This window comes from Parafannyhessea sp. LCP19S3_B1, assembly GCF_052121955.1.
Taxonomy (GTDB): Bacteria; Actinomycetota; Coriobacteriia; order Coriobacteriales; family Atopobiaceae; genus Parafannyhessea.
In genome coordinates, this window is sequence record NZ_JBQKDH010000007.1 from 39,979 (window position 1) to 62,809 (window position 22,831).

Annotated in this window: 22 protein-coding genes and 1 pseudogene; 12 read left to right on the forward strand and 11 right to left on the reverse strand. The window is 67.1% G+C overall.

Going from position 1 to position 22,831, the window contains the following annotated elements; all coding sequences use genetic code 11:
* Nucleotides 1-14 precede the first annotated feature (14 nt).
* The 6 genes from ACTQWE_RS04830 (at nt 15) to ACTQWE_RS04855 (ending at nt 5,972) form a co-directional block, all read left to right on the forward strand.
* Complete coding sequence (locus ACTQWE_RS04830) at nt 15-956, forward strand: DNA-directed RNA polymerase subunit alpha (RefSeq protein ID WP_090863610.1); 942 nt, start codon at nt 15-17, stop codon at nt 954-956.
* Nucleotides 957-992: 36 nt separating this feature from the next.
* A complete protein-coding gene (gene rplQ, locus ACTQWE_RS04835) occupies nt 993-1,439 on the forward strand; it encodes a 50S ribosomal protein L17 (protein WP_441921295.1) in 447 nt (148 codons plus the stop codon).
* Nucleotides 1,440-1,742: 303 nt separating this feature from the next.
* Complete coding sequence (gene truA, locus ACTQWE_RS04840; RefSeq protein ID WP_441921297.1) at nt 1,743-2,636, forward strand: tRNA pseudouridine(38-40) synthase TruA; 894 nt, start codon at nt 1,743-1,745, stop codon at nt 2,634-2,636.
* 278 nt (nt 2,637-2,914) lie between these two features.
* Complete coding sequence (locus ACTQWE_RS04845) at nt 2,915-3,937, forward strand: putative manganese transporter (RefSeq protein ID WP_441921299.1); 1,023 nt, start codon at nt 2,915-2,917, stop codon at nt 3,935-3,937.
* Nucleotides 3,938-3,976: 39 nt separating this feature from the next.
* Nucleotides 3,977-4,744 carry a hypothetical protein gene (locus ACTQWE_RS04850; RefSeq protein WP_441921301.1) on the forward strand — a complete coding sequence of 256 codons (768 nt, stop codon included), beginning with the start codon at nt 3,977-3,979 and terminating at the stop codon, nt 4,742-4,744.
* A gap of 157 nt (nt 4,745-4,901) precedes the next feature.
* Complete coding sequence (locus tag ACTQWE_RS04855; RefSeq protein WP_170103943.1) at nt 4,902-5,972, forward strand: glycosyltransferase family 2 protein; 1,071 nt, start codon at nt 4,902-4,904, stop codon at nt 5,970-5,972.
* Nucleotides 5,973-6,054: 82 nt separating this feature from the next.
* Here ACTQWE_RS04855 and pepT read toward each other — a convergent pair whose 3' ends face one another.
* A complete protein-coding gene (pepT, locus tag ACTQWE_RS04860; protein ID WP_170103944.1) occupies nt 6,055-7,320 on the reverse strand; it encodes a peptidase T in 1,266 nt (421 codons plus the stop codon).
* An 88-nt stretch (nt 7,321-7,408) separates the two neighbouring features.
* Complete coding sequence (gene pyrE, locus ACTQWE_RS04865; RefSeq protein ID WP_304138518.1) at nt 7,409-8,092, reverse strand: orotate phosphoribosyltransferase; 684 nt, start codon at nt 8,090-8,092, stop codon at nt 7,409-7,411.
* A gap of 297 nt (nt 8,093-8,389) precedes the next feature.
* On the opposite strand from pyrE, the gene ACTQWE_RS04870 reads away from it, so the two are divergent.
* Complete coding sequence (locus tag ACTQWE_RS04870) at nt 8,390-9,244, forward strand: pirin family protein (protein ID WP_441921304.1); 855 nt, start codon at nt 8,390-8,392, stop codon at nt 9,242-9,244.
* A 773-nt stretch (nt 9,245-10,017) separates the two neighbouring features.
* On the opposite strand, the pseudogene ACTQWE_RS04875 reads toward ACTQWE_RS04870, so the two are convergent.
* The 9 genes and pseudogenes from ACTQWE_RS04875 to ACTQWE_RS04915 form a co-directional block, all read right to left on the reverse strand.
* Nucleotides 10,018-10,395 (reverse strand): annotated as a pseudogene (locus tag ACTQWE_RS04875) (HI0074 family nucleotidyltransferase substrate-binding subunit); the annotation flags it as partial.
* 31 nt (nt 10,396-10,426) lie between these two features.
* Nucleotides 10,427-10,708, reverse strand: a complete 282-nt coding sequence (locus tag ACTQWE_RS04880; RefSeq protein ID WP_170102944.1) for a nucleotidyltransferase family protein — start codon at nt 10,706-10,708, stop codon at nt 10,427-10,429.
* A gap of 233 nt (nt 10,709-10,941) precedes the next feature.
* Complete coding sequence (gene gltA, locus ACTQWE_RS04885) at nt 10,942-12,360, reverse strand: NADPH-dependent glutamate synthase (protein ID WP_170102945.1); 1,419 nt, start codon at nt 12,358-12,360, stop codon at nt 10,942-10,944.
* Nucleotides 12,348-13,193, reverse strand: coding sequence for a sulfide/dihydroorotate dehydrogenase-like FAD/NAD-binding protein (locus ACTQWE_RS04890; RefSeq protein WP_441921307.1), 846 nt, complete (start codon nt 13,191-13,193; stop codon nt 12,348-12,350). The genes gltA and ACTQWE_RS04890 overlap by 13 nt, the downstream gene beginning before the upstream one ends.
* Nucleotides 13,194-13,404: 211 nt before the next feature.
* The gene (gene pth / locus ACTQWE_RS04895; RefSeq protein ID WP_441921309.1) at nt 13,405-13,995 is read right to left on the reverse strand and encodes an aminoacyl-tRNA hydrolase; all 591 of its coding nucleotides are present in this window, start codon (nt 13,993-13,995) and stop codon (nt 13,405-13,407) included.
* Nucleotides 13,996-14,164: 169 nt separating this feature from the next.
* Nucleotides 14,165-14,611, reverse strand: coding sequence for a DUF5684 domain-containing protein (locus ACTQWE_RS04900; protein ID WP_441921311.1), 447 nt, complete (start codon nt 14,609-14,611; stop codon nt 14,165-14,167).
* A gap of 210 nt (nt 14,612-14,821) precedes the next feature.
* Nucleotides 14,822-15,817 (reverse strand): ribose-phosphate diphosphokinase, encoded by a 996-nt coding sequence (locus ACTQWE_RS04905; RefSeq protein WP_170102949.1) that lies wholly within the window; start codon nt 15,815-15,817, stop codon nt 14,822-14,824.
* A 6-nt stretch (nt 15,818-15,823) separates the two neighbouring features.
* On the reverse strand, nt 15,824-17,215 hold the full coding sequence (gene glmU, locus ACTQWE_RS04910) for a bifunctional UDP-N-acetylglucosamine diphosphorylase/glucosamine-1-phosphate N-acetyltransferase GlmU (protein ID WP_441921313.1): 1,392 nt from the start codon (nt 17,213-17,215) through the stop codon (nt 15,824-15,826).
* Between the two features lie 1,005 nt (nt 17,216-18,220).
* Nucleotides 18,221-18,814, reverse strand: coding sequence for a hypothetical protein (locus ACTQWE_RS04915; RefSeq protein WP_441921315.1), 594 nt, complete (start codon nt 18,812-18,814; stop codon nt 18,221-18,223).
* A gap of 79 nt (nt 18,815-18,893) precedes the next feature.
* On the opposite strand from ACTQWE_RS04915, the gene ACTQWE_RS04920 reads away from it, so the two are divergent.
* Genes ACTQWE_RS04920 through ACTQWE_RS04940 form a run of 5 tightly spaced genes read left to right on the forward strand, consistent with a single transcriptional unit; the run spans nt 18,894 to nt 22,792 of the window.
* Entirely contained in the window at nt 18,894-19,043 is a 150-nt protein-coding gene (locus tag ACTQWE_RS04920) for a hypothetical protein (protein WP_441921317.1), read from the forward strand.
* Nucleotides 19,033-19,815 (forward strand): sirohydrochlorin cobaltochelatase, encoded by a 783-nt coding sequence (locus tag ACTQWE_RS04925; RefSeq protein ID WP_441921319.1) that lies wholly within the window; start codon nt 19,033-19,035, stop codon nt 19,813-19,815. The genes ACTQWE_RS04920 and ACTQWE_RS04925 overlap by 11 nt, the downstream gene beginning before the upstream one ends.
* Nucleotides 19,816-19,873: 58 nt before the next feature.
* Nucleotides 19,874-20,920 (forward strand): ABC transporter substrate-binding protein, encoded by a 1,047-nt coding sequence (locus ACTQWE_RS04930; RefSeq protein ID WP_441921321.1) that lies wholly within the window; start codon nt 19,874-19,876, stop codon nt 20,918-20,920.
* A 26-nt stretch (nt 20,921-20,946) separates the two neighbouring features.
* Nucleotides 20,947-21,990, forward strand: a complete 1,044-nt coding sequence (locus ACTQWE_RS04935) for a FecCD family ABC transporter permease (RefSeq protein WP_441921323.1) — start codon at nt 20,947-20,949, stop codon at nt 21,988-21,990.
* Nucleotides 21,983-22,792 (forward strand): ABC transporter ATP-binding protein, encoded by an 810-nt coding sequence (locus ACTQWE_RS04940; protein ID WP_441921325.1) that lies wholly within the window; start codon nt 21,983-21,985, stop codon nt 22,790-22,792. The genes ACTQWE_RS04935 and ACTQWE_RS04940 overlap by 8 nt, the downstream gene beginning before the upstream one ends.
* Nucleotides 22,793-22,831: the final 39 nt, after the last annotated feature.

Below are 22,831 nucleotides of genomic sequence, written 5' to 3' on the forward strand. Positions count from 1 at the left end.
GGTAGGAGGTTTTCATGTCCGAATTCATCCGACCGCAGGTGTCGGTCGAGGAGATTTCCGAGAATCTCGCCCGCGTTACCGCGGAGCCGCTGGAGCGTGGCTACGGAGATACCCTCGGAAACTCTCTTCGCCGCGTTCTCCTGTCGTCCCTTGAGGGAGCGGCAGTCGAGGCCATCCAGATTGATGGCGTGCAGCACGAGTTCACGACCGTCGAGGGCGCCTACGAGGACGTCACCGACATCGTCCTGAACGTCAAGGGCCTGGTGTTCAAGAGCATGGGCACCGGCGACGAGGCCACGGCGACCGTCAGCATCGACGGCCCGTGCACCGTCACCGGCGGGGACTTCCACGTTCCGGCCGAGTTCGAGCTCGTGAACAAGGACCACGTCATCTGCACGCTGGGCGAGGGTGCTCACCTTACGATGCAGATGCGCATCGGCGTCGGCCGTGGCTACGTGTCCGGCGACGACAACGAGCGCGAGGGCGACCCCATCGGCATCATCCACGTGGACTCGCTCTTCTCGCCCGTGCGCCGCTGCGCCAAGACGGTCGAGCCCTGCCGCGTTGGCCAGCACACCAACTATGACCGTCTGATCCTCGAGGTCGAGACGGACGGCTCCGTTTCGCCGCGCGACGCGGTGGTCGAGGCCGCAAACATCGTCGACCAGCACATGAACGCATTCATGAGCCTGGCTGACGAGGAGGAGCCCGCCGAGGACACCTCCATCTTCGCCACCGGCGAGGTCGAGGACAACACGGAGCTTGACAAGCAGATCGAGGACCTGGACCTTTCCGTCCGCTCCTACAACTGCCTCAAGCGCGCCGGCATCCACTCCGTCCGACAGCTGGTGGAGTTCTCCGAGAACGACCTGCTCAACATCCGCAACTTTGGCGTCAAGTCCATCGAGGAAGTCAAGGACAAGCTCGAATCCATGGGTCTTAGCCTCAAGGCCTAGGACAAGTCGCAAGTTTCACTTAGGAGTATCTAGACCATGAGACACAGCAAGAAGCGTGGCATGAAGCTTGGCACCGATGCCAGCCACACCAAGGCCATGAAGAGGAGCCTCGTCGCTTCCCTCCTCGCCAACGACCGCATCAAGACCCTCGACGTTCGCGCCAAGGCCATCCGTCCCGACGTGGACAAGGTCATCACGTGGGCCAAGAAGGGCGACCTGCACTCCCGCCGTCTTGCCATCGCCAAGGTCGGCGACAAGGAGGTCGTGCGCGAGGTCTTCGAGAAGGCCGCTCAGGGCATGTGGGCTGACCGCAACGGCGGCTACACCCGCATCATGAAGCTTGGTCCCCGCAAGGGCGACGCAGCCGAGGTCGTCATCATCGAGCTCGTGACCGAGCCGGTGAAGGGCACCAAGGCCGAGACCACCGTCACCAAGGTGGAGCCGGTCGAGGAGGCTGCTGCTGAGGAGACCACCGAGGAGTAGGCTGTCGCCACATCGCACATAGCTTTGCCGGGGGCTCGCACGCGCGGGCCCCTTTTTGCTACGAAGCCTTGTCGAAGGTGCATGGCGCATTGGCGAGAAGTGCTTGGCATGCCGGCTGATGGCTGCGCGTTGACCGAAGCGTGCCTGCCTTGTGGCTCTCTGACGGAACCTGGTGCCGAATGACGGTTGTTTCGCACGAAAGACGTGTATCTTTACGCTAACTTTGGAACGGGCCGAATATGGCCTTACAATCGCTTCTATTGTGCAGAGGCGGATTGCGCTTGGGAGGAAACGGAGCCAGACGTGGAACGCGAAGACATGGCACGGGGTGGCATCTGCGCGGGCGACATCGAGCCGACGAGGGAGCTGGCGCTGCCAAGCGATCAGGTTGCCGGGACCCTTGCGATCACGCTGGGCTACCGCGGCGAGGGGTTTGCCGGATACGCGGAGCAGCCGGGCCAGCGCACCGTTGCCGGGGAGCTTCGCCAGGCGCTGCAGACGCTGCTGAGGCGTGACGTTGACATGGAGTGCGCGGGCCGCACGGATGCGGGCGTAAGCGCTCTTGGGCAGGTGGTGAGCGTGCCGGTGACCGCGGAGGAGCTGCTGCGCCCGGCGCGGCGTCTGACGGCGTCTCTTGTTGCGCTTACGCCAGACGACCTTTCCATACGCGGGATCCGACGGGGAGGGCAGAACTTCTCCGCCAGGTTTGATGCGACGCAGCGCTCGTACCGCTATCGCATTTGCTGCGGTCCGGCGCGTCCCGTGCTGGCATGGGGCCACGCGTGGTGGCTGCGCAGCGTGCCCGCGCTGGATGCGGACGCGATGCACGCGGCCGCTCAGGTGCTTGTGGGGGAGCATGACTTCCGCAGCTTCTGCAAGGCGACGTCTGCGCACCTGCTCGAGGCGGACGGGCGATCAACGTGCCGCTGCCTTTCCTCCGTGCGCGTGAGCCGCGTGCGCGAGGCGGGAGAGGAGCTTGTTGCCGTGGACGTGACGGGCAACGCGTTCCTTCACAACATGGTAAGGATCATCGTGGGCTCGCTCGTGGAGGTGGGGCGCGGGCATCGCGACACCGCGTGGCTCGAGGGCGCGCTTGCGGCGCGGGACCGATCGGCCGCCGGACCGACGGCGCCGGCGAGGGGGCTCGTGTTCGAACGGGTCGACTATCCCGCGGATGCGCTCGAGGCGTGGAGGTAGCCAAGCCGTAGCCGGCGTCCGGGCGGCGCGGCCTGCGCGCCAACGCGGCGCCCATGCGCCCCGCGCTGGCGTCCGATGCATGCCGACTCAAAATAGCGTGTGTGAAGTTTTCTTGCCCAAGGCGCACGTTGCGCGCCTTGGTTATAATGCACTCCGCGTTTTACGACAAAAGCGCAGGTAAATACATATGTTCATCTGCTCATATGTTGGTACGGGACGATGTGGACGTTCCGGCGGCGCTGCATTGGACATAAAGATGTAAACAGTTTGGAGCACACGTGACGCCAGGCATCATAATGGACGTACTTCTGGACAGCGTGCACGACACGCTAGAGCTGATTCCGTTCCTCTTTCTCACCTACCTTGCGATGGAGGCGCTCGAGCACACGGCCGGCAGCCGCACGGAGCGCATCATCGCGCGTGCGGACAAGTCCGGCCCCATCGTGGGCGCCCTGCTGGGCGCGCTGCCGCAGTGCGGCTTCTCCGCGATGGCCGGCACGCTGTACGCGGCGCGCGTGGTGTCGGCGGGCACGCTCGTCTCCGTCATCCTCGCGACGTCCGACGAGATGATTCCCGTGTTCGTGGCGCATGCGGAGCCGGCGGGCCGCATGTTCGCGATCATCGGCTTCAAGGTGGTCGCGGGCATGCTCGTGGGGCTTGCGGTCGACGTCGTGCTGCGCGCGCTGCACCGTGCGGGCGACGGGCACGCGCACATCGCCGAGCTGTGCGAGGCCGCCCACTGCGACTGTGGGGAGATAGATTCGGACGCGGATGGCGCGCTCTTCTCGCCCGAAGCGGGCGCCGCGGGCGAGAAGGACGCCGCCACGGCTGCGGCGCATGGCGACGCTCACGGCCATGGCCATGCGCACGACCACGGCCATGGCACGTCGCGCGGGCGTCGCGTGTGGCACATCGTGCGCAGCGCGCTGGTGCACACGGCGGAGGTCACGTTCTTCATCTTCCTGGTGACGCTGGTGTTTGGCTTCGTGATCGAGGCAGCCGGCACTGACGCCATCGCCCAGGTGCTGGGAAGCCACCCCGTGCGCGCCACCATGCTCGCCGCGCTCATCGGGCTCATCCCCAACTGCGGCGCCTCCGTGGCGATCACCCAGCTGTACCTGCAGGGGTCGCTCGCGGCGGGCCCCATGATGGCCGGCCTTCTGGTCTCTGGGGGCATGGGCCTGCTCGTGCTGTTCCGCACCAACCGCGACATGCGGCAGAACCTCGTCATCACGGCGTTCGTGTACGTGGTGGGCGTAGTTCTGGGTCTTGTGGTCGCGGGATTAGGTATCATCTTCTGATAGGGCGCCCTCGGGCGCATTCGGCCCTGGGGAGGAAGCATGCCATTTAGACAGCGCGAGAGGTTCGAGCGCACGGACGTCCCTCGCTACAGTCCGTATCGCAACGCCATCGCCATAGCGGTGCTGGTGGCGGTGGGCGTGCTTCTGGTGGTGCTGCTGGGCACGCTGTGGGCGAAGGCACAAAAGCCCATCAGCGTGGGCAACGAGTCCCTGAGCAAGTCGCTCCAGGCACAGGGCCAGGTGACGAGCCCGGACGGCTATACCGTGTCGCAGGACTCCTTCACGAACGTGCTGGTGCTCACGGTGGACGACGTTAACGCGAAGTCGCCCAAGCTCACGAAGGCCCAGATCCTGAGCCTGGACGCCACGGCGCGCAAGGGCACGCTCGTGACCATCCCACTGGACACCAAGGTGAACGACGGCAAGGCTGACGTGCGCCTGCAGGACCTGTACTCCGGCTCCGGCGCGTCCGCGTGCATCGTGCCGCTGGCGACGGCCGCGAACCTGCGCATGACCCACGCCATGCTGGCCTCGAATGACGTGTGGGACAAGATCGAGAGCTACAAGGGCGCCGGCGTGAGCGCGCTTCTGAGCCACGGTGCCGACCTGCTGTACAGCATCAACACGGACATGAGCACCGGCGACCTGATGGACGTGGCCGAGCTGGTGCAGTCCATCGGCGTGAACAACCTGAAGCGCATGGACGCGCCGGCGAGCCAGGAGGCGGATGGCGCGGGCGGCAACTGGTCGGTCCTGAACTCCGCGCAGCTTGGGGTGGACATCGGAATCATGGTGCCCGCGGCGTAGCGTCGTCGCGCCGGCCTGCCCCGCGGTTTGTGCAGTTATTGAACTCCACCGCTCCACCACACGACGCCAGGCACGGTAGGGGATAATTCGACCTGCAGCACTTTTCCGCCGCGTCGTGCGGCGCGGTCGCCCAATCGTCGTTTGGAGAGCTTGCGGAATGGATCCTCACACGCCTGGAATTTCGGTCATCATGCCGGCGTACAACGTGGACGGGTATGTGCGGCGCGCCGTCGAGAGCCTGCAGCACCAGACGTTTCGCGACTTCGAGCTCCTGGTGGTGGACGACGGCTCCACCGACCGCACCGGGCAGATCCTGGACTCCATCGCAGGGCGTGACATCCGCGTGACGGTGTACCACCGCCAGAACGGCGGCGCCCCGGCGGCCCGCAACTACGCGCTCGACCGTGCGCGCGGGAAGTACGTCATGTTCATGGACGCCGACGACTGGGTCGAGCCGGGCATGTTGGAGGACATGTACGCGTTTGCCCAGGAGAACCGCCTGGAGCTTGCGATCTCGGGCTTCTACATCGACACGTACTACGGCAGCGCGGGCGAGCACACCACGGAGCTCAAGGCGTGCGCCGACGCCGTGTACCAAACGCAGGAGGAGTTCCGCGCGGCGGCGTTTCGCCTGTTCGACCAGAACCAGCTGTATCCGCCCTGGAACAAGCTGTTCCTGCGCGAGCGCATCGAGCGCCTGGGCATTCGCTTCCGTCCCACGTTCTGGGACGACTTCCCCTTCGTGCTCGACTTCATCCGCGACGTGCAGCGCGTGGGCGTCATGTCCCGCCCGTACTACCACTTCATCCGCCAGCGCAGCGAGTCCGAGACCGCCCGTTGGCGCCCGGACATGTACGCGAAGCGCGAGGAGGAGCACACCTGGATGCTCGACCTCTACCGCCACTGGGGCCTGTCCGGCGACGCCGCCAGCAACGAGATGATCCAGCGCCGCTACATAGAGCGCCTCGTAGGCTGCATCGAGAACGTATGCAACCCCAAGTGCGAGCTGAGCGAGAAGGACAAGCTCTCCCAGATCGACGCCATGATCAACAGCGAGCGCGCGCAGATCGCGGTGGTCGCGGCGCGCCCGCGCTCCCGCATGATGGCCGCGATGCTCGTTCCCATCAAGCAGCGCAACGCCGCCCTGGCCTACCAGGAGGGCAAGTTCATCTCGTTCGTGAAGCGCCACAACACCAAGGTGTTCGCGACGCTGAAGGCCAACCGCTAGGCCCAAAGCAGGCCGCCGCCAGTGCCCGTGCTGCGCCGGGCGCCCGTCCCATGCATCCCAAGGACGGGCGCCCGGCGCCTTGCTACCGTGCGCCTGCCTGCGGCCGGGCGTACAGCGCCGCCAGCTCCTGCAGCACGTCCACCATGGCCTCGAGCTCCGGCACGGGCACGAACTCGCGCACGCCATGCGCGTTGTAGTAGCACGCGGAGAGGTTCGCGCACGCAAAGCCCCTAAAGCTCAGCTGACTGCCGTCCGTCCCGCCGCGCATGGGCACGCAGCGCATCTCCTGCCCCACCTTCGCGTACGCGGTGCGGGCGTTCTCTATCAGGTGCCTGTGCTCCGGGCGCGTCACCACGTCCGCCAGGTTGTGGTACTGGTCCTCGATCTGGATGGTCAGCACTTCTCGCCCGCCGCCGTACGTCTGGTTCACAAGGTCCACGGCGCGCCGCATCACGTCCTTGCGAGACTCCACCTTCGCCTGGTCGTGATCGCGAATGATGTAGTCGGCACGCGCCTCCTCGCAGTTGCCTTCCATCCGCTCGAGGTAATAGAAGCCCTCGTGGCCCTCGGTGTACTCCGGCCGCTCCTGCGCGGGGATCATCGCGTGGAACCTCATGATGGCCTCGGACGCGTTCACCATGATGCCCTTCGCCGTGCCCGTGTGCACGGAGGTCCCGCTTGCGCGCACCTTTGCCTCCGCGGCGTTGAACGTCTCGTAGCAGAACTCGCCCAGGGGTCCGCCGTCGATGGTGTAGCCAAAGCCCGCGCCAAACTCCCGCAGGTCGAGAAGGGCCGCCCCATGGCCGATCTCCTCGTCCGGGACAAAGGCGACTGCCAGCCGCGGGTGGGGGAGCGCGGGGTCCTTGCGCAGCCGCGCAAGCAGCGACACCACCATGGCGATGCCGGCCTTGTCGTCGCCGCCCAAAAGCGACGTACCGTCGCTCGTCACCAGGTCCCAGCCCACCATGTGCTCGAGCTGCGGGTTCGTGTCTGGGCTTATGGACACCTCGCGCCCGTCGCGACCGCGCCCGATGGCCAGGGTTCCGCCTTCGTAGCGCCTCACCTGCGGGCGCACGGGGTCCCCGTACGTCTGCCACGCGGTGTCCAGGTGGCAGCACAGGCCAAGCGCCGGCAGCTCCTCTGCGCCCGCGCTCGCGGGCCAGTGCGCCGTCACGTAGGCGCTTGGCGTCACGGTCACGTCCTGGGCGCCAAGCTCGCGCAGGTCCCGGGCCACGACGTTTGCCATGTCAAGCTGGCTTGCCGTGGAGGGCACATCGTCGGCCGTCAGGGGGTTCGATTGCGACGGCACCGCGCAGTAGCGCAGGAAGCGGTCGAGAACGTCGCTCATGCGGGGTCCTTCCTTTCACATGGCTGCGGGGCGCGTGTCGGTGCGTCGTACGCCGGCTGCGCCCCGCCCAAAGCCTGCGGACGTCTTGCTACTCCTTGACGCCGTACTTCTCGTAGTATGCGTCGATGGACGCCTTCAGGGCGTCGTCGATCACCACGCGCCCCTCGACCTCGTGGTCGTACAGCGCGTCCACGACCTCCGCCATGGTCACGATTGACGCGACGGGGAAGCCGTAGCGCTCCTGGATCTCCTGCTGGGCGGTGACCTTGCCGCCCTTGCCGACCTCCATGCGATTGAGCGACACCATCAGGCCCACGACCTGCACGTCCGCGGCGGCCTTCAGCTTGGGGTACGTCTCGTCGATGGACTTGCCTGACGTGGTCACGTCCTCCACGATCACCACGCGGTCGCCGTCATGCAGCTCGTAGCCCAGGAGCTGGCCCTTGTCCGCGCCGTGGTCCTTTACCTCCTTGCGGTCGCTGCAGTAGCGCACCTCCTTGCCGTACAGCTCGTGGTACGCGATGGCCGTCACCACGGCCAGGGGAATGCCCTTGTACGCCGGGCCAAACACCACGTCGAAGTCGTCGCCAAAGTTTGCGTGGATCGCCTGCGCGTAGTACTTGCCCAGTCGGCTGAGCTGCTCGCCCGTCACGTACGCGCCGGCGTTCATGAAGAACGGGGACTTGCGGCCGCTCTTGAGCGTGAAGTCGCCAAACTTCAGCACGTCGCTCTGGACCATGAAATCGATGAACTCCTGCTTGTAGGCCTCCATTGGCCTCTCCTCTCGTCGAATGCGTCGCATTCATGGTAGCGCAGGGGCGCCCGCAAAAATCCCGCGACCGGCGCCGCCGTCCTTCTCGGCCACGCGCTCGGTGGTGGCGCGTTTGGGTCGCGGCTTCCGCCCCACGGCCGCAACGTCCGATCCGCCGCCTCGCTGCCGCCTATGTAAATGTTATGCACTAAGTATCAATTGCATACCGCGCGGTGGAGACTGAGCCTAACGCAGACCAACCGGCGCGCCCGCGCAGCGCGCACGACCCGCCCCGCAAGGGGCTGACGGGAGAAGAACATGCAGCTCAGGAAGGTAACTCACACGCTCAAGGGAGTTCGTGCCACGGACGGTGCCGGCGTCAGCCTCGTGCGCGTGCTTGGCGCGAACACCACCGACACCTACGACCCGTTCCTCATGCTCGACTCGTTTGACTCGACCGACCCCGAAGACTACCGCGCCGGCTTTCCCATGCACCCGCACCGCGGGATCGAGACCGTCACGTTCATCGCCCGCGGCGCCATGGTGCACGAGGACCATCTGGGCACGAAGGCCACGGTGACCGACGGCGAGGCGCAGTGGCTCACCGCGGGCTCCGGCGCGTTTCACTCCGAGATGCCGCAGGCGACGGAGCGCCTGCTGGGCGTCCAGCTATGGCTGAACCTTCCCGCGAAGGACAAGCTCACCGCCCCGCCCAGCTACCACGGCATCACGCGCGACGAGATTCGCGAGTTCCCGTTTGAGGGCGGCACGCTGCGCCTTGTGGCTGGCACCTACGGTGACGCCCATGGCTACCAGGGCAAATACCTGCCGCTGGACTACTACGACATCCACCTTGACCCGCATGCCTCGATCACGCTGGACGTTCCGGGCGCACGCTCCGTCATGGCGTTCACGCTGCTGGGCGGCGCGACGATATCTGGCCACAAAGTGGCCGAGAAGAACGCAGTCAAGCTGGGTGACGGCGACACCGTGACCATAGAGGCCCTGGACGAGCCGGCGGAGGTGCTGTTTATGTCGTCCGTGCGGCTGGACGAGCCGGTCGCGTGGTACGGCCCCATCGTCATGAACACGAAGGAGGAGCTCCTCGACGCGTTTGGCGAGCTTGAGGATGGCACGTTTGTGAAGCAGGCCGCGGAGTACGTGGGCGAGTGAGCCGCGGGCAAACGGCGCTGGCGCGGTCGGGCGGCGGGCCGTTGGCGCGTGTTCGCGGGTGCCGGCCGTCGGTACACGTGAGCCCCGAGTTGACGCGCCGGTACACGTCGCGGCCGAGTTTCGCGGGTCCGCGCAAGCTCGCGGCAGACGTGTACCGGGCCGGTACACATGGGCGCGCTCTTGGCAGGAATCCGCAAACTCGGGTCAGACGAGTGCCATCACTAGTTGAACCATGTCAGGAACTCTTAGATGTGTACCGGGTCGCTCGTTAAGACTTTGATCGCGCAGGTCATCTACCTCATGCTATGTGGAATTGGACTAATTCCTCATGGTACACGTCTGGCCCGAGTTTGCATTTTCCGGTACACATCGGCGAGTTCCTGCCATGGTTTGAACTCTTATGGCACACGTCGGCCGCGAGTTTGCGGGATCCCGTACGTTATGGCCTCATGTGTACCGGCGGGACGTGCCTCCCGTACACATGAGGGGCGAGTTTGCGGCCTGCCCGCGAACTGGGGGCAGGCGTGTACCGCCAGGGCGCTCCCCGGTACTCGTCTGCCCCGAGTTTCGTGCAACCGTGCAAACTCGGCCCAGGTGTGTACCGGCGCTGGGCGCCGCCCGCACTCGTGAGGCCCGAGTTTACGTACCTCCTGCAAACTCGGCGCAGGAGTGTACCGGCACGCATCGCCAGCGTACACGTGTGGCCCGAGTTTACGCCGGCCATGCAAACTCGCGGCAGGAGTGTACCCGAGGCGTGGTGCCTCCTCTGCGGCCTATTCCTCGAGCGACCAGTTCTCCCTCAGCTCGCGTTCCAGCTCCTGGAAGATGGAGATGTACTTCTCGCGCGTCTTGCTGATGATGGAAAGTGCGACCGAGTCGTCATATGCGTGACTCATTAGATTTCGCGACTCCAGCGCGTCGAGCCAGCCTTCCTCGTCGTTGATCATCCCGGCGGCATAGGCGCACTTGACAACCTTTCGGGTCGACCCGGTCTGCGCCTCCGAAAAGCCATGCTGGCTGAGCGTGTACTGGCTGAGCGTGTACTTCATGGCCTTCCAAGATTGCTCCATACAGATTTGGAAAAGCGATACCAGTCCCGCTTCGGTAACGACATCGAATGGGGGTTGGTAGGAGATAGAGTTTTCGAGGTTCCTTAACGATTTTTAGAAATTCTCAAGTTTCCTATTGCTCAAAGAGGATCACCCCATCGTGACGAATGTCTTCGATTAGTCCTTGCCTTACGGGTCGATCAAGGTCGACGACGTCGTACGAAAGCAGGGTGGGCGTCTCCTCGTCGACGTCTAGGGCGAACTTCGCGACATCTCCGCCGGATGCTGCAAGGTCGATGTCGCTTCTCGCAGAATTATCGCCACGCGCGCGAGATCCAAAGAGTATGACCTTGCACACCCCGTTTCGCCTGGCGAGGGTTCGGATGCTCTCGATGACGTTCTGCCTCAGGTCCATCGTTTCCGCCTTGTCGCTATGGGGCGGCGCAGTGCGCCGCGCACTATCTTAAGTATAGGCCATACGTTTCCAAGGTCATCTCTTTCGCCTTCCTGTTCCCGTGCGTTGAGTTGCGACCACTTGCGGCGTTCGCAGTTTGTGCCCGCGCTGCAGACGAGAAGAGCCCCGGCCGCGTGTTGCGGTCGGGGCTCGGCTTCAGGCGGATGCCCGTCGTGGGCGTGCCGGGCGTGCGGCTACTCGCCGTCCTCGCCCAAAAGCACCTTGGTCATGTCCGCAGCGGCCTTCTTGCCGGCGCCCATGGCCAGGATGACGGTCGCGGCACCGGTCACGATGTCGCCGCCAGCCCAGATCTTGGGGTTGGAGGTGCGGCCGGTCTCCTCGTCCGCAACGATGTAGCCCCACTTGTTAAGCTCCATGCCGCCGATCTTTGCGGCAAACGGGTTCGCGTTGGTTCCGATGGCGGAAATCGCGACGTCGCAGGGAATCTCCTCGATGGCGCCCTCGATGGGCACGGGGCGACGGCGTCCGGAGGCGTCCGGCTCGCCCAGCTCCATGTCCTGCACCTTGACGGCGCGCACGGCGCCGTCCTCGCCCGCGATGAACTCAAGCGGCGAGACCAGCTCGTGGATCTTCACGCCCTCTGCCTTGGCGTGCAGGACCTCGGCGCGACGCGCGGGCATCTCGGCCTCGGTGCGGCGGTAGCACAGGGTGACCTCCTCGGCGCCCAGGCGCAGCGCGGTGCGGACGGAGTCCATGGCCACGTTGCCGCCGCCAAAGACCACGACGTGCTTGCCGTGCTTGGTGGGGGTGTCGTACTCGGGGAACTTGTTCGCCTTCATCAGGTTCACGCGGGTAAGGTACTCGTTCGCGAAGAACACGTTCGGCAGGTTCTCGCCGGGGATGTTCAGGAGCTTGGGGAGTCCGGCGCCGGTTGCCACGTAGATGGCATCGAAGCCCTTCTCGCCCAGAAGCTCCGCGGAATCGGCGAGGTTGCCCATGACGGAGTTGTACTCGAACTTGACGCCCAGCTCCTTGAGGCCGTCGATCTCGCGCTTGACGACGGTCTTCGGCAGACGGAACTCGGGGATGCCGTACACCAGCACGCCGCCGCCGGTGAAGAACGCCTCGAACACGGTGACGTCGAAGCCGTTGCGGGCCAGCTCGCCGGCGCAGGTGATGCCGGAGGGGCCGGAGCCGATGACGGCGACCTTCTTGCCGTTGGCGGGCTTCATCTTGGGCTTGCTGGCAAGCTCCGGCTGGTCGCCCAGGAAGCGCTCCAGCTGGCCGATGGCCACGGGCTCGCTCTTGACGCCGCGGATGCACTTGCCCTCGCACTGGGTCTCCTGCGGACAGACGCGGCCGCAGATGGCGGGCAGCATGGACTGCTCGTGGATGATGTCGAGGCCCTCGCCGAACTTGTGCTCGTAGATCTTCTCGATGAACGCGGGGATGTTGATGTTGACGGGGCAGCCCTGCACGCAGAGGGGCTTCTTGCACCTCATGCAGCGCGCGGCCTCGGCCACGGCCATCTCCTCGGTGAATCCCTTGTCGACGGGACGGAAGTCATGGGCGCGCTCGGCGGCGGGCTCCTCGTTATCGGGTGTGCGCGGAGCCTTCATGTCCGCGACCCAGCGACCGTTTACCTCTGGCATGCGCAGTTCGCCTCCTCATAGGCCTTGAGGGCCTGGCCCTCCTCGGTACGGTATGCAGCCTGACGCGCGCGCAGGTCGTTCCAGTCGACCTTCGTGGCGTCGAAGTCCGGGCCGTCGACGCAGGCGAACTTCGTCTCGCCGCCAACCTCGACGCGGCAGCAGCCGCACATGCCCGTGCCGTCGACCATGATGGGGTTGAGCGACGCGGTGATGGGCGTGCCGAACTTCTGGGCGGTCAGGGTGGAGAACTTCATCATCGGGACGGGGCCGACGCAGAACACCTGGTCGACGGTCTTTGCCTCGAGCAGGCGCTCCAGCGGGGCCGTGACCACGCCCTTCTCGCCGTAGGAGCCGTCGTCCGTGGTGATGTGGATGTGGTCCTCGGGCAGCAGCTCGCGGAACTGCTCCTCAAGCAGCAGCAGGTCCTTGGTGCGGGCGCCCATGATCGCGTGGACCTCGTGGCCGGTCGCCACGAGCTGGCGCGCGACGGGGTAGGCGATGGCCAGGCCGACGCCGCCGCCGATGACGCACCACGTGCCATCGCCGCTCATGTCGGTCGGGCGGCCCAGCGGGCCCGTGACGTCCTCAAGCGAGTCGCCGGCCTCGTAGGTGGAGAGCATCTCGGTCGTCTTGCCGATGACCATGAAGATGAACTCGATCCAGCCCTCCTCGGGGTTCCAGTCCGCGAAGGTGAACGGCACGCGCTCGCCGCACTCGTTGGCGCGGACCATGAGGAACTGGCCAGCGTGCGCGTGCTTGGCCAGCTCGGGCGCCTCGATGCGGAACTTGAACACCTTCTCGGAGAACTGCGTCTTTTCGAGGATCTTGTACATTAACGAACTCCTCTCCTGAAGCTCCTGTCCTCGACCGCGGCGGACGGTGCCCGCCGCGTCGGTACAACGTGCTCAGTATAGCGCGCCACCATGGACGAGAAGGGCAATGTGCCTATGTCGGGGCCAATTAAGTTGTCATGAGTCGGCTGGGGTCGTCGGCCTTGGGGCCGGCGCCATCCGGCGCCATCCGGCGGCGCCTGCGGGGTCGCGGCTACCTGTCGATTGCGGCCTGCACGCCACGCTCGACAGCAAGCTCCGCAAGCGAGGCCGCGTCCTGTGCCTCGAGCTCGAACTCTTGCAGGTAGCTGCCCTTGAGCGTGCGCAGCACGTAGTCTGCCACCTGCATCTTTCCGGGCGGGCGCCCCACGCCAAAGCGCAGGCGCGCAAAGTCGCGCGTGCCGAGCTTGTTTGCGATGGAGCGCAGGCCGTTGTGCGCGTTGAGGCCGCCGCCAAACTTCACGTTGACGGTGCCGGCGGCGAGGTCCACCTCGTCGTGCACCACGAGGACCTCCTGCGCGGACGCCTTCTCCTGGCGCAGCAGCTTGGAGAGCGGGCCGCCGCTCGTGTTCATGTAGTCCTGCGGCTTGGCAAGCAGAACCTCGCGCGTGCCCTCCGGCGCCCGCACGCTGCAGCGGGCCACCATGCAGCCCGCCTCGCTCTTCCAATAGCGGGCGCCCAGGCGCTCCGCGAGCGCATCGACCGTGGCGAAGCCCGCGTTGTGGCGCGTGCGTGCGTACTCGGGTCCGGGGTTTCCCAGCCCGCAGATGATGCGGATGTCCTTTGGTCGTGCCTGCTGGGCCATGGTTCCTCCGTCTAGCCTTGGGTCTTCCTCAGGTGGTCAGCCAGATACGGTACCGCAAAGCGCACGCGGGGTGGCCCTTTCCTTTTTTTCCTAATTTTTCCTTTTTTCCTAAACGGCTCGGGTGCGGGTGGCGCGGGCCTGTCTCCGCGGATCCTGCCCGCGGTCGCCCCTACGCCTGCGGGCCCACGTACCTGGACGAGCCAAAGCCCAGCACGAGCGTGGCCACGTTGGGAAAGAACAGCAGCGCGAGCGCCATGCCGATGCCGTGCCCAAACGCGAGCGACGTCTTGTACAGCATCACGAGCCCCACCACCGCGATGGCGCAGTACAGAAGCGCCACCAGCACGCCGAGCATGGGGTAGTCGACCGGGGCGATGGTGCCGGTGAACGCCCCCGCGAACGCCGCCATCGCAACGAGCGCCCAGAACGGCGCCGTGCCCCAGCAGATCTTGAACGAGACGTAGGTGGAGTACACGGGGATGATCGACTTCCACCCGGCCTCCCCGGCCTTCTGGAACATCTTCCACCGCGCGATTACCAGCAGCGCCCATACGACGAGGCCAAGGAGGCCGATCGTGGTTGCGTAGAGCGTGAACAGTGCGACGAGGCCGGCCAAGGCGACCCCTCCCTTCGGGGCGTGGCGAGAAGAACGTGCGCCCGCGGGCAGGCGCACGCTCCCTAGCATAAGGCCCGCGCGGTGCCGAGGGGGCTGCCGTGCGGGCCGGGGGTTCTTCTCGCCCCGCGGACGGGGCTTCGAGACAAGCCCGCGCGCCCGGGGAGGTTATGCGGGCGCGCGGGGGGCGAGGGGTGCTGCGGGCGAGGGACGCTACATCTCGGAGTTGCCGCCGGCGAGGCCGCTGACCGAGAAGTTCGCGTACACCGCGAAGATGGCGTCTGCCAGCTCCTTGGCGACGGAGATCTGCTTGATCTTCGAGCCCTCGGTGTTGGCGACGGCGCAGGGGATGGAGTCCGTCACGACGCACTCCTCGATGGGCGCGTCCTCGAGCAGCTGGATGGCCTGCTTGCTGAAGATGCCGTGCGTGGCGCTGATGTAGATGTCGCCGGCGCCCATCTCCTTCAGCTTGCGGATGGAGCCCACCAGGGTGCCGCCCGTGTCGATCATGTCGTCGTTCACGATGCAGGTCTTGCCCTTGATGTTGCCGATGATGCCCATGACCTCGGCCGCGTTGTGCTTCGGGCGGCTCTTGTGGGCGATGGCGACCTCGCAGCCAAGGTAGTCGGACAGCTTCTTCGCGACCTTGGCGCGGCCCATGTCCGGGCTCACGACCACGGTGTTGTTGAGGTCGAAGTTCTTGGCCTTGAAGTAGTCGCCAAACTGGTACAGCGCGGTGAGGTGCGTGACCGGGATGTCGAAGAAGCCCTGGATCTGGTTGGAGTGCAGGTCGAGCGTGATGACGCGGTCCACGCCGGCGGCCTCGAGCAGGTTCGCCACCAGGCGCGCGGTGATGGGCTCGCGCGACGCCGCCTTGCGGTCCTGGCGGGCGTAGCCGTAGTGGGGAATGACCGCCGTGAAGCTGGCCGCGGAGGCGCGCGTGGCGGCGTCGGCCACGATGAGGGTCTCCATCAGCAGGTCGTTCACGTTCTTGCCGGCGATGGACTGCACGAAGAACACCTCGCAGCCGCGCACGGTCTCCTCGAAGCGGGCGTAGATCTCGCCGTTGGCGAACTTCGTGATCATGAGGCCGGAAAGCTCGAGGTGAAGCACGTTCGCGATGCGCTGCGCCAGCTCCGGATTGCCGGTCCCCGTGTAGAGGCGGATGTTCTTCTCGACGTTAAGGGGCTTGCAAAGGTCCTCGTACATTGTGTGCTAGTCCTCTCTTTCCAGACGGTCCCAATAGCGGTCTGCCCAACCCTCGATCACGGTCTGCTTCGAGCGCTCCAGTGCGAGGGCACCAGCCGGAACGTCCTTCGTTATGCACGAGCTCGCGCCCACGAGCGCGTTGTCGCCAATGGTGACGGGTGCGACCATCATGGTGTCGGACCCCACGAACACGTGGTCGCCGATCTCCGTGTGGCTCTTGTGCTTGCCGTCGTAGTTGCAGGTGATAGATCCGCCGCCGATGTTGACGCCCTTGCCCAGGCGCGCGTCGCCAATGTAGCTGAGGTGCGGGACCTTCGAGCCCTCGCCGACCTCGGACCCCTTGATCTCGACGTGCGTGCCCGCCTTCGCACCCTTGTGGAAGTGAGCGCCGCCGCGCAGGTACGCGCGCGGGCCGCAGTTGACGTCGTCGTCGATGGCGGAGTCCACGATCACGGTCTCGTCCACGGTGCAGTTGTCGCCCACGGTCGCGTTGACCAGGCGGCTGTTAGGGCCGATGGTGCAGGCCTCGCCCACGACGGTCTTGCCCCAGACGATGGTCTGGGGGAGAAGGACGGTGTCCATGCCGATGGTGGCCTCCGGCCCGACCCAGACCTGCTCCGGGTCGAGCATCGAGACGCCGGAGCGCATGAGGCCCTCGTTGATGCGGCGCTGCATGATCTTGGTGACCTGCGCGAGCTGCACGCGGTCGTTCACGCCCAGAAGCTCCTGGTAGTCGTCGCAGTGGACGGCCGTGACGGGCTCGCCCATGCCCACGTAGATGCCCACCATGTCCGTGAGGTAGTACTCGCCCTGCACGTTGTCGTTCGTGAGCTTGTCGATGTTGGTGGCAAGGCGCTTGCCGCAGAAGCAGTACGCGCCGGCGTTGCACTCCAGGAGCGTGGCGCGCTGCTCCGGCGTGCAGTCCTTGTGCTCGATGATGGCCTGGACCTGACCGGTATCGTCCATAAGGACGCGGCCGTAGCCCGTGACGTCCGGCGGGGTCATGGTGAGGACCGTGCAGGCGTCGTGGTCTTCGCGCGTGCGGTCCACGAGCGCGCGGACGGTCTGCGGGCGCACGAGCGGCAGGTCGCCGTTGAGCACGACGACGGGCCCGTCAAAGCTGCCGAGCGTGTCCCTTACGACGCGGACCGCGTGCCCGGTGCCAAGGCGCTCCGTCTGCTCGACGAACTCCACGTCCTTCTCGTCCGCGAAATAGGAGCGGACCTCCTGCGCGCCGTTGCCGATGACGAGCACGATGCGCTCGATCCCGGCCTGGCGCGCCGCGTTGACCACCCACCAGGCGAGCGGCCGGTCCAGCACCTTGTGCATCACCTTGGGGTGGTGCGACTTCATGCGCGTTCCCTCGCCGGCAGCGAGGACGATCGCGGTTACTGGCATGTGATGCCTCCAGCGTTTGGGTCCAGCGCGCCGGCGGGCGTTTGCGTGACGCGGCCGCGTGGCGGCCGGGCTGGCGTCCGGGCAGGCGTCGTAGCTGGACTGTTGCACGACGCTCCCATGATAGCGCGGGCATGCGCGCGTGTGCCACCCGCCCGTGCGCGCGGACGAGAAATACAAGACATGGAACGAGCGGCATCGGGCGGGCCGGTCCAGGAGGCGGGGCGTGGGGCGCGGGGTGCGGGGCCGCGGAGCGGGCTCGACGTCGGGCGGGCTGGACGTCGGGCGGGCTGTCGGTACACTCCTGCCGCGAGTTTGCAGGGAGTCCGTAAACTCGAGCCTCACGAGTACGGGCGGCGCCCGGAGCCGGTACACGTCGGCCGCGAGCTTGCACGGCTGCACGAAACTCGGGACAGGCGGGTACCGGGGAGCGCCCCCGCGGTACACGTCTGGCCCCAGTTTACGGGCGGGCCGCAAACTCGCCCCTCATGTGTACGGGAGACGCGCCCCGCCGGTACACATGGGGCCGTAACGCACGGGATCCCGCAAACTCGCGGACGACGTGTACCATAAATGTTCTAACCATGGCAGGAACTCGCTGACGTGTACCGGAAAATGCAAACTCGGGCCAGACGTGTACCATGAGGAATTAGTCTAATTCCTCATAACACGAGGTAGATGAGCTGCACGATCAAATCCTTAACGAACGACTCGGTACACGTCTCGAAGTTTCCGACATGGTTAAACTAGTGATGGTACTCGTCTGGCCCGAGTTTGCGGATTCCTGTCAAAAGCGCGCCCATGTGTACCGGGCCGGTACACGTCTGCCGCGAGCTTGCACGCTCCTGGGAAGCTCGGCCGCGACGTGTACGGGCGTGTCAACTCGGGGCTCACGTGTACCGACGCCGGCAGGCTTTTTGCGCGCCGCCGGGCCGGCCGTGCTCGTGGCTCCCGACTCCGGCCAGCAGGCCCGGCCGTCGTCCCGCGCCCGGCCGTCGCCCCGCGGCGTTACCCCACGTCGAAGTGCGCGTTCTTCTTGCGCAGCGCCTCGAGCTCGTCGAGGTTCACCCTGAGCATGCAGAAGTCCGCGTGCCCGGAGTGGCCGTCCCCGGCGCCGGTGATGCCCGCCTCCTGGGACGCGACGCCCTCGACCGAGGTCACCTTGATCTTCTCGTCCGAGGCGCCCGGCACGCGCCACGTGGTGACGTCCACGGGCTCGATGCCGATCTCGGGCCTTCGCCCCGCCCGCGGCACCCAGTCGTAGGGGATGCGGTAGGCGCGGTAGACCATGTTCGTGGGGAAGCCTGGCGCCATGTCGCGGAAGTACGGGTTGATGTACTCCCACACCACCTGGTGCGACGGCGTCACCTCGAACACGCGGCCGTCGGAGCCCTCGGTGATGAGGGTGTTGCCGTTGGGCAGCCGCTGCGCGCTCGAGATGTACGGCGAGTAGAACTTGGAGCCGTCCGCAAAGGGCATGAAGCCGGCCTCGACCGGGGTGTACTCCCAGGTGATCTCGAACGTCACGGGGTCAAACTGCAGCACCCTGGAGTAGTCGCGGTGCACGGCGTTCACGCCGGTGGGCGCAATCGCCGGCGTCATCGGGTGCCTCGAGGCGCTCGAGGCGATAAAGTATGTCTGCGGGATAGGGAAGCGCGCTCTAGCACGGAAAGGATGTGCGATGCTGCACCTTACGACAGGCGCCTTCGACCAGATGGCCGACTGGGCCAGGGAGCACCTTCCGGAGGAGGCGTGCGGGCTTCTCGCCGGAAGGCAAGAGGGGGACGAGAAGCGCAAGGTGAGCCGGCTCATGATCGGCCATGACGCGTAGCGGCCTGGTGCTCGCGAGCTACGGGACCGCCCGCCTGGAGGCCCGCCAGCGCGACATCGAGCCGCTCGTCCGCGAGCTGCGCGAGGCGGTGCCCGGAGTGCCGTTCCGCGAGGCGTACCTCAGCGATCCCGTGCGGCGCATGCTGCGGCGCACGGGGGAGGCCGTGCCGGGCACGCTCGGCGATGCGCTCGCCGCCCTCGCGGACGCCGGCGCGGAGCGCGTCTGCGTGCAGCCGACGCTCATCGTCTTCGGGTCGACGTACCGTGCCCTTCTCGCCGAGGCCTCGGCGTGGGAGGGGCGCCTTCCGGGTGGCGTCGCCGTCGGCGAGCCGCTGCTGTCCTCGCCGCGTGTCGAGCGCGGCCTCGCGCACGCGGTCGCCGCGGCGCACCCCATGCGGCCGGGGCGGGCCTTGGTGCTCGTTGGCCACGGCGCGACCGACGGCGCGAACGGGCCGTACCTCGCCCTGCGCAACGAGCTGCGCGCGCAGGGCAGGCCAGACGCCTTCCTGGGGCTGCTTGACGGCGCGCCCGGCATCGACGAGGTCGTCGCGGGTGTCAGGGCGGCCGGCCTCGGCGCGGCCACGCTCGCGCCCCTCATGCTCGCGGCGGGAGGCCACGTGGCGCGCCAGCTCGCGGCAAACGCGCCCGGCGGCTGGCAGGCACGCCTCCGCGCGGCGGGAATCGACGCGGACCTCGACATGCGCGGCCTCGGCTCCCTTCCCGCCATCCGAAAGGTATTCTTAGACCACGCGCGCACGGCCCTCCGGTCGTGACGCAACGGGACGGCCCCCGGCTCGCCCCGCCCACCAACAGAAACGAGGATTCTCGATCATGAAGCAGCCCTCTTCCCGGCGCCGCCTTGCGGCCCTGCCCCTCGCCGTCCTTCTCGCGGCGTCGCTTCTTGCCCTGCCCGCCTGCGGCTCTGCCTCCGGCGGCGCGGGCGGCGACGCGTCGGCCTCCGTCGCCACGTCCGGCAAGGCGACCTCAGGCAAGGCGGCCTCCGGCAAGGCCGAGAAGGGCAAGGCGTACACCTTCACGGACGACCTTGGACGCAAGGTGACCGTGAAGAGCCACAAGCGCGTCGTGGCGTGCATGGGCAGCTTCGCCGACGCGTGGCAGCTGGCCGGCGGCACCCTCGTCGGCGCCTCGGACGACGCCTTCGGCCACTACGCCGTCGACTCCTCCAAGGTGTCGGGCGTCGGCGGGTCCACCTCGCTCAACCTCGAGAGCATCATCGCCCTCAAGCCAGACTTCGTCATCATGACCGGCATCGCGGACGGCAAGCACTCGACCGGCGTCTCCCAGGCGGACATGGAGTCCGCGCTGAAGGAGGCGGGCGTGCCCGTCGCGTTCTTCAAGGTGACGACGTTTGACGACTACAAGCGGATGATGGGCGTGTTCTGCGCCATCACCGGCCGCGGCGACCTATACAAGAAGAACGTGACCAAGGTGGGCGAGAAGATCAAGTCCGCCGTTCGCAAGTACTCCGTGGCGAGCGAGTCCCCCTCCGTCCTCGTGGTGAGCGCGTTCTCGAAGGGCCTCGTGGTCCAGGACTCCTCCGGCATGGCCGGCGCCATCGTGAAGGACCTCGGCGCGGTCAACGTCGCCGACGAGCACCCGAGCCTCCTTTCGGACTTCAGCCTCGAGGCGGCCGTCGAGGCCAACCCCGACTACGTCCTCGTCCTCGCGGCATCGGACGACACGGCGACCGCCCAGAAGTACTACGACCAGGTCGTGGGCTCCAACTCCGCCTGGCAGGGGATGGACGCCGTGCGCGAGGGGCGCGTCACGATGCTCGACGCGGCCCACTTCCTGTACAAGCCAAACGCGAACTGGGCCGAGTCCTACGTGCTCGCGGGCAAGGCGCTCAACAAGTAGCGGGCGGCGCGATGGGAAGCGAGGCAATGGGTAGGTCCGGGTCCAACACGACGCAGGCGGCGCGCCCCCGGGGCGGGCGCTTGCCCGCGTTCGCGCTCCTCTCGCTTGCGGCGCTCGCCGCCGCGGCCCTTGCCGGCCTCGTGCTCGGGGCGTCCGGTGTCGGCGTCGCGGACGTGCTCGCCCTGCTCACGGGCGACCGCCTGACGGGCACCGCCCGGAGCATCCTCGTCTCGATCCGCATCCCGCGCGTGCTGGGCGGCCTGCTCGCGGGCGCCGCGTTCGCGTCGTCGGGCGCGCTCATCCAGGCCGTGCTCGACAACCCGCTCGCAAGCCCCAACGTCATCGGCGTCAACTCCGGGGCCGGGATGGCGGTCCTTCTCGTCGCGGCGCTCGCGACGGCGGGCGTGGCCGTGCCCGTCCCGCTGCCGGTGGCGGCGTTCTTGGGGGCGCTCCTCGCATCCGGCCTGATTCTCGCGGTGTCCTCGCGCGCCGGCGTGTCGCGCCTCACAGTCGTGCTCGCGGGCGTCGCGGTGAACGCCGTGTTCGGCGCGGGGATGAACCTCGTGCTCACGGTCGCGCCCAACGCGTACGTCGGCTCCTCGTCCTACCTGGTGGGCGGCCTCTCGGGCGTCGTGCTGGGAAGCCTCGCGGCCCCTGCGGCGCTCATCGCGGCGGGCATGGCGGTCGCCCTTGCCCTCGCGGCTCGCATCAACGTGCTCGCCCTGGGACACGAGACCGCCCACGCGCTCGGCGTGCACGTGCGGGCGCTCCGGGCCGCCGGCCTGGCGTGCGCGTCGCTGCTCGCGGGCGCCGCCGTCAGCTTCTGCGGCCTCATCGGCTTCGTCGGCCTCATGGTCCCGCACGTGGCGAAGCGCTTCGTCGGATACGACCTGCGCCGCGTCATCCCGGTCTCCGCGCTGTGGGGCGCCACGTTCACCGTCCTGGCTGACGTGGTGGCACGCACGGCGTTCGCGCCGTACGAGCTGCCGGTCGGCATCCTCATGGCGCTCATGGGGGGCCCGTTCTTCGTCTGGCTACTCATGCGGGGAAGGGGGTACCGCGATGAGTGACGCGACCCCGGCGCTCGAGTTCCGCGACATCGCGTGCCGCTGCGGCGCGCGCCCGCTCTTCGACGGCCTCGACCTCGCCGTTCCCAAGGGAGAGGTGCTTGGCGTCCTTGGCCCCAACGGCTGCGGCAAGTCGACGCTCCTGGGCTTCGCGGACGGCCTTGGTATGCCGGCGCGCGGAACGGTGCTCGTGGGCGGCGAGCCGGTGGCGGCGCTTCCCGCCCGGGAGCGCGCCGGTCGCATCGCGCTTCTGCCGCAGGTGCACAGGACCCCGTCCATGCAGGTGAGGGATCTCGTCGCCTGCGGGCGCTACGCGCACATGGGCCCGTTTGGGCAGCTGGGCGAGAAGGACGAGCGCGCCGTGGACGAGGCCATCTCGCTCATGGGGCTCCGGGCGCTCGCGCACCGCAACGCGCGCAGGCTCTCTGGCGGCGAGCGGCAGCGGGCCTTCATCGCGATGGCGCTTGCGCAGGAGGCGGGCGTCCTTCTTCTGGACGAGCCCACCACCTACCTCGACGTGAGGGCCGCGCACGAGCTGATGTCGCTGGTGCGGCACCTTGCGGCCCAGCGGGGGATGACGGTGGTGGCCGTGCTTCACGACATCGACCTGGCCCTGCGCTTTTGCGACGAGGTGGCGGTGCTGGGGAGGGAGCGGCCCACGCGGCTTCTGGCCCAGGGCACTCCCGCGGAGGTCGCGGGCGGCCCCGCGCTGCCCGCCGCGTTTGGCGTGGCGGCCGTGCCGTGCGAGAGGGACGGCGTGCGCGCGTACGGCCTGTTTGAGGCCGAGCCTCCGGCGGGGGCGTAAGCGGGACGTGCCGGCGGCACGAAAAAGCCGGAGGGCCCG

Coding starts and splice junctions, on each gene's coding strand:
- ACTQWE_RS04830 (WP_090863610.1), top strand. CDS start 15: ATGTCCGAATTCATCCGACCGCAGGTGTCGGTCGAGGAGATTTCCGAG.
- rplQ (WP_441921295.1), top strand. CDS start 993: ATGAGACACAGCAAGAAGCGTGGCATGAAGCTTGGCACCGATGCCAGC.
- ACTQWE_RS04850 (WP_441921301.1), top strand. CDS start 3,977: ATGCCATTTAGACAGCGCGAGAGGTTCGAGCGCACGGACGTCCCTCGC.
- ACTQWE_RS04855 (WP_170103943.1), top strand. CDS start 4,902: ATGGATCCTCACACGCCTGGAATTTCGGTCATCATGCCGGCGTACAAC.
- pepT (WP_170103944.1), bottom strand. CDS start 7,320: ATGAGCGACGTTCTCGACCGCTTCCTGCGCTACTGCGCGGTGCCGTCG.
- pyrE (WP_304138518.1), bottom strand. CDS start 8,092: ATGGAGGCCTACAAGCAGGAGTTCATCGATTTCATGGTCCAGAGCGAC.
- ACTQWE_RS04870 (WP_441921304.1), top strand. CDS start 8,390: ATGCAGCTCAGGAAGGTAACTCACACGCTCAAGGGAGTTCGTGCCACG.
- ACTQWE_RS04880 (WP_170102944.1), bottom strand. CDS start 10,708: ATGGACCTGAGGCAGAACGTCATCGAGAGCATCCGAACCCTCGCCAGG.
- gltA (WP_170102945.1), bottom strand. CDS start 12,360: ATGCCAGAGGTAAACGGTCGCTGGGTCGCGGACATGAAGGCTCCGCGC.
- ACTQWE_RS04890 (WP_441921307.1), bottom strand. CDS start 13,193: ATGTACAAGATCCTCGAAAAGACGCAGTTCTCCGAGAAGGTGTTCAAG.
- pth (WP_441921309.1), bottom strand. CDS start 13,995: ATGGCCCAGCAGGCACGACCAAAGGACATCCGCATCATCTGCGGGCTG.
- ACTQWE_RS04905 (WP_170102949.1), bottom strand. CDS start 15,817: ATGTACGAGGACCTTTGCAAGCCCCTTAACGTCGAGAAGAACATCCGC.
- glmU (WP_441921313.1), bottom strand. CDS start 17,215: ATGCCAGTAACCGCGATCGTCCTCGCTGCCGGCGAGGGAACGCGCATG.
- ACTQWE_RS04915 (WP_441921315.1), bottom strand. CDS start 18,814: ATGACGCCGGCGATTGCGCCCACCGGCGTGAACGCCGTGCACCGCGAC.
- ACTQWE_RS04920 (WP_441921317.1), top strand. CDS start 18,894: ATGCTGCACCTTACGACAGGCGCCTTCGACCAGATGGCCGACTGGGCC.
- ACTQWE_RS04925 (WP_441921319.1), top strand. CDS start 19,033: ATGACGCGTAGCGGCCTGGTGCTCGCGAGCTACGGGACCGCCCGCCTG.
- ACTQWE_RS04930 (WP_441921321.1), top strand. CDS start 19,874: ATGAAGCAGCCCTCTTCCCGGCGCCGCCTTGCGGCCCTGCCCCTCGCC.
- ACTQWE_RS04935 (WP_441921323.1), top strand. CDS start 20,947: ATGGGTAGGTCCGGGTCCAACACGACGCAGGCGGCGCGCCCCCGGGGC.
- ACTQWE_RS04940 (WP_441921325.1), top strand. CDS start 21,983: ATGAGTGACGCGACCCCGGCGCTCGAGTTCCGCGACATCGCGTGCCGC.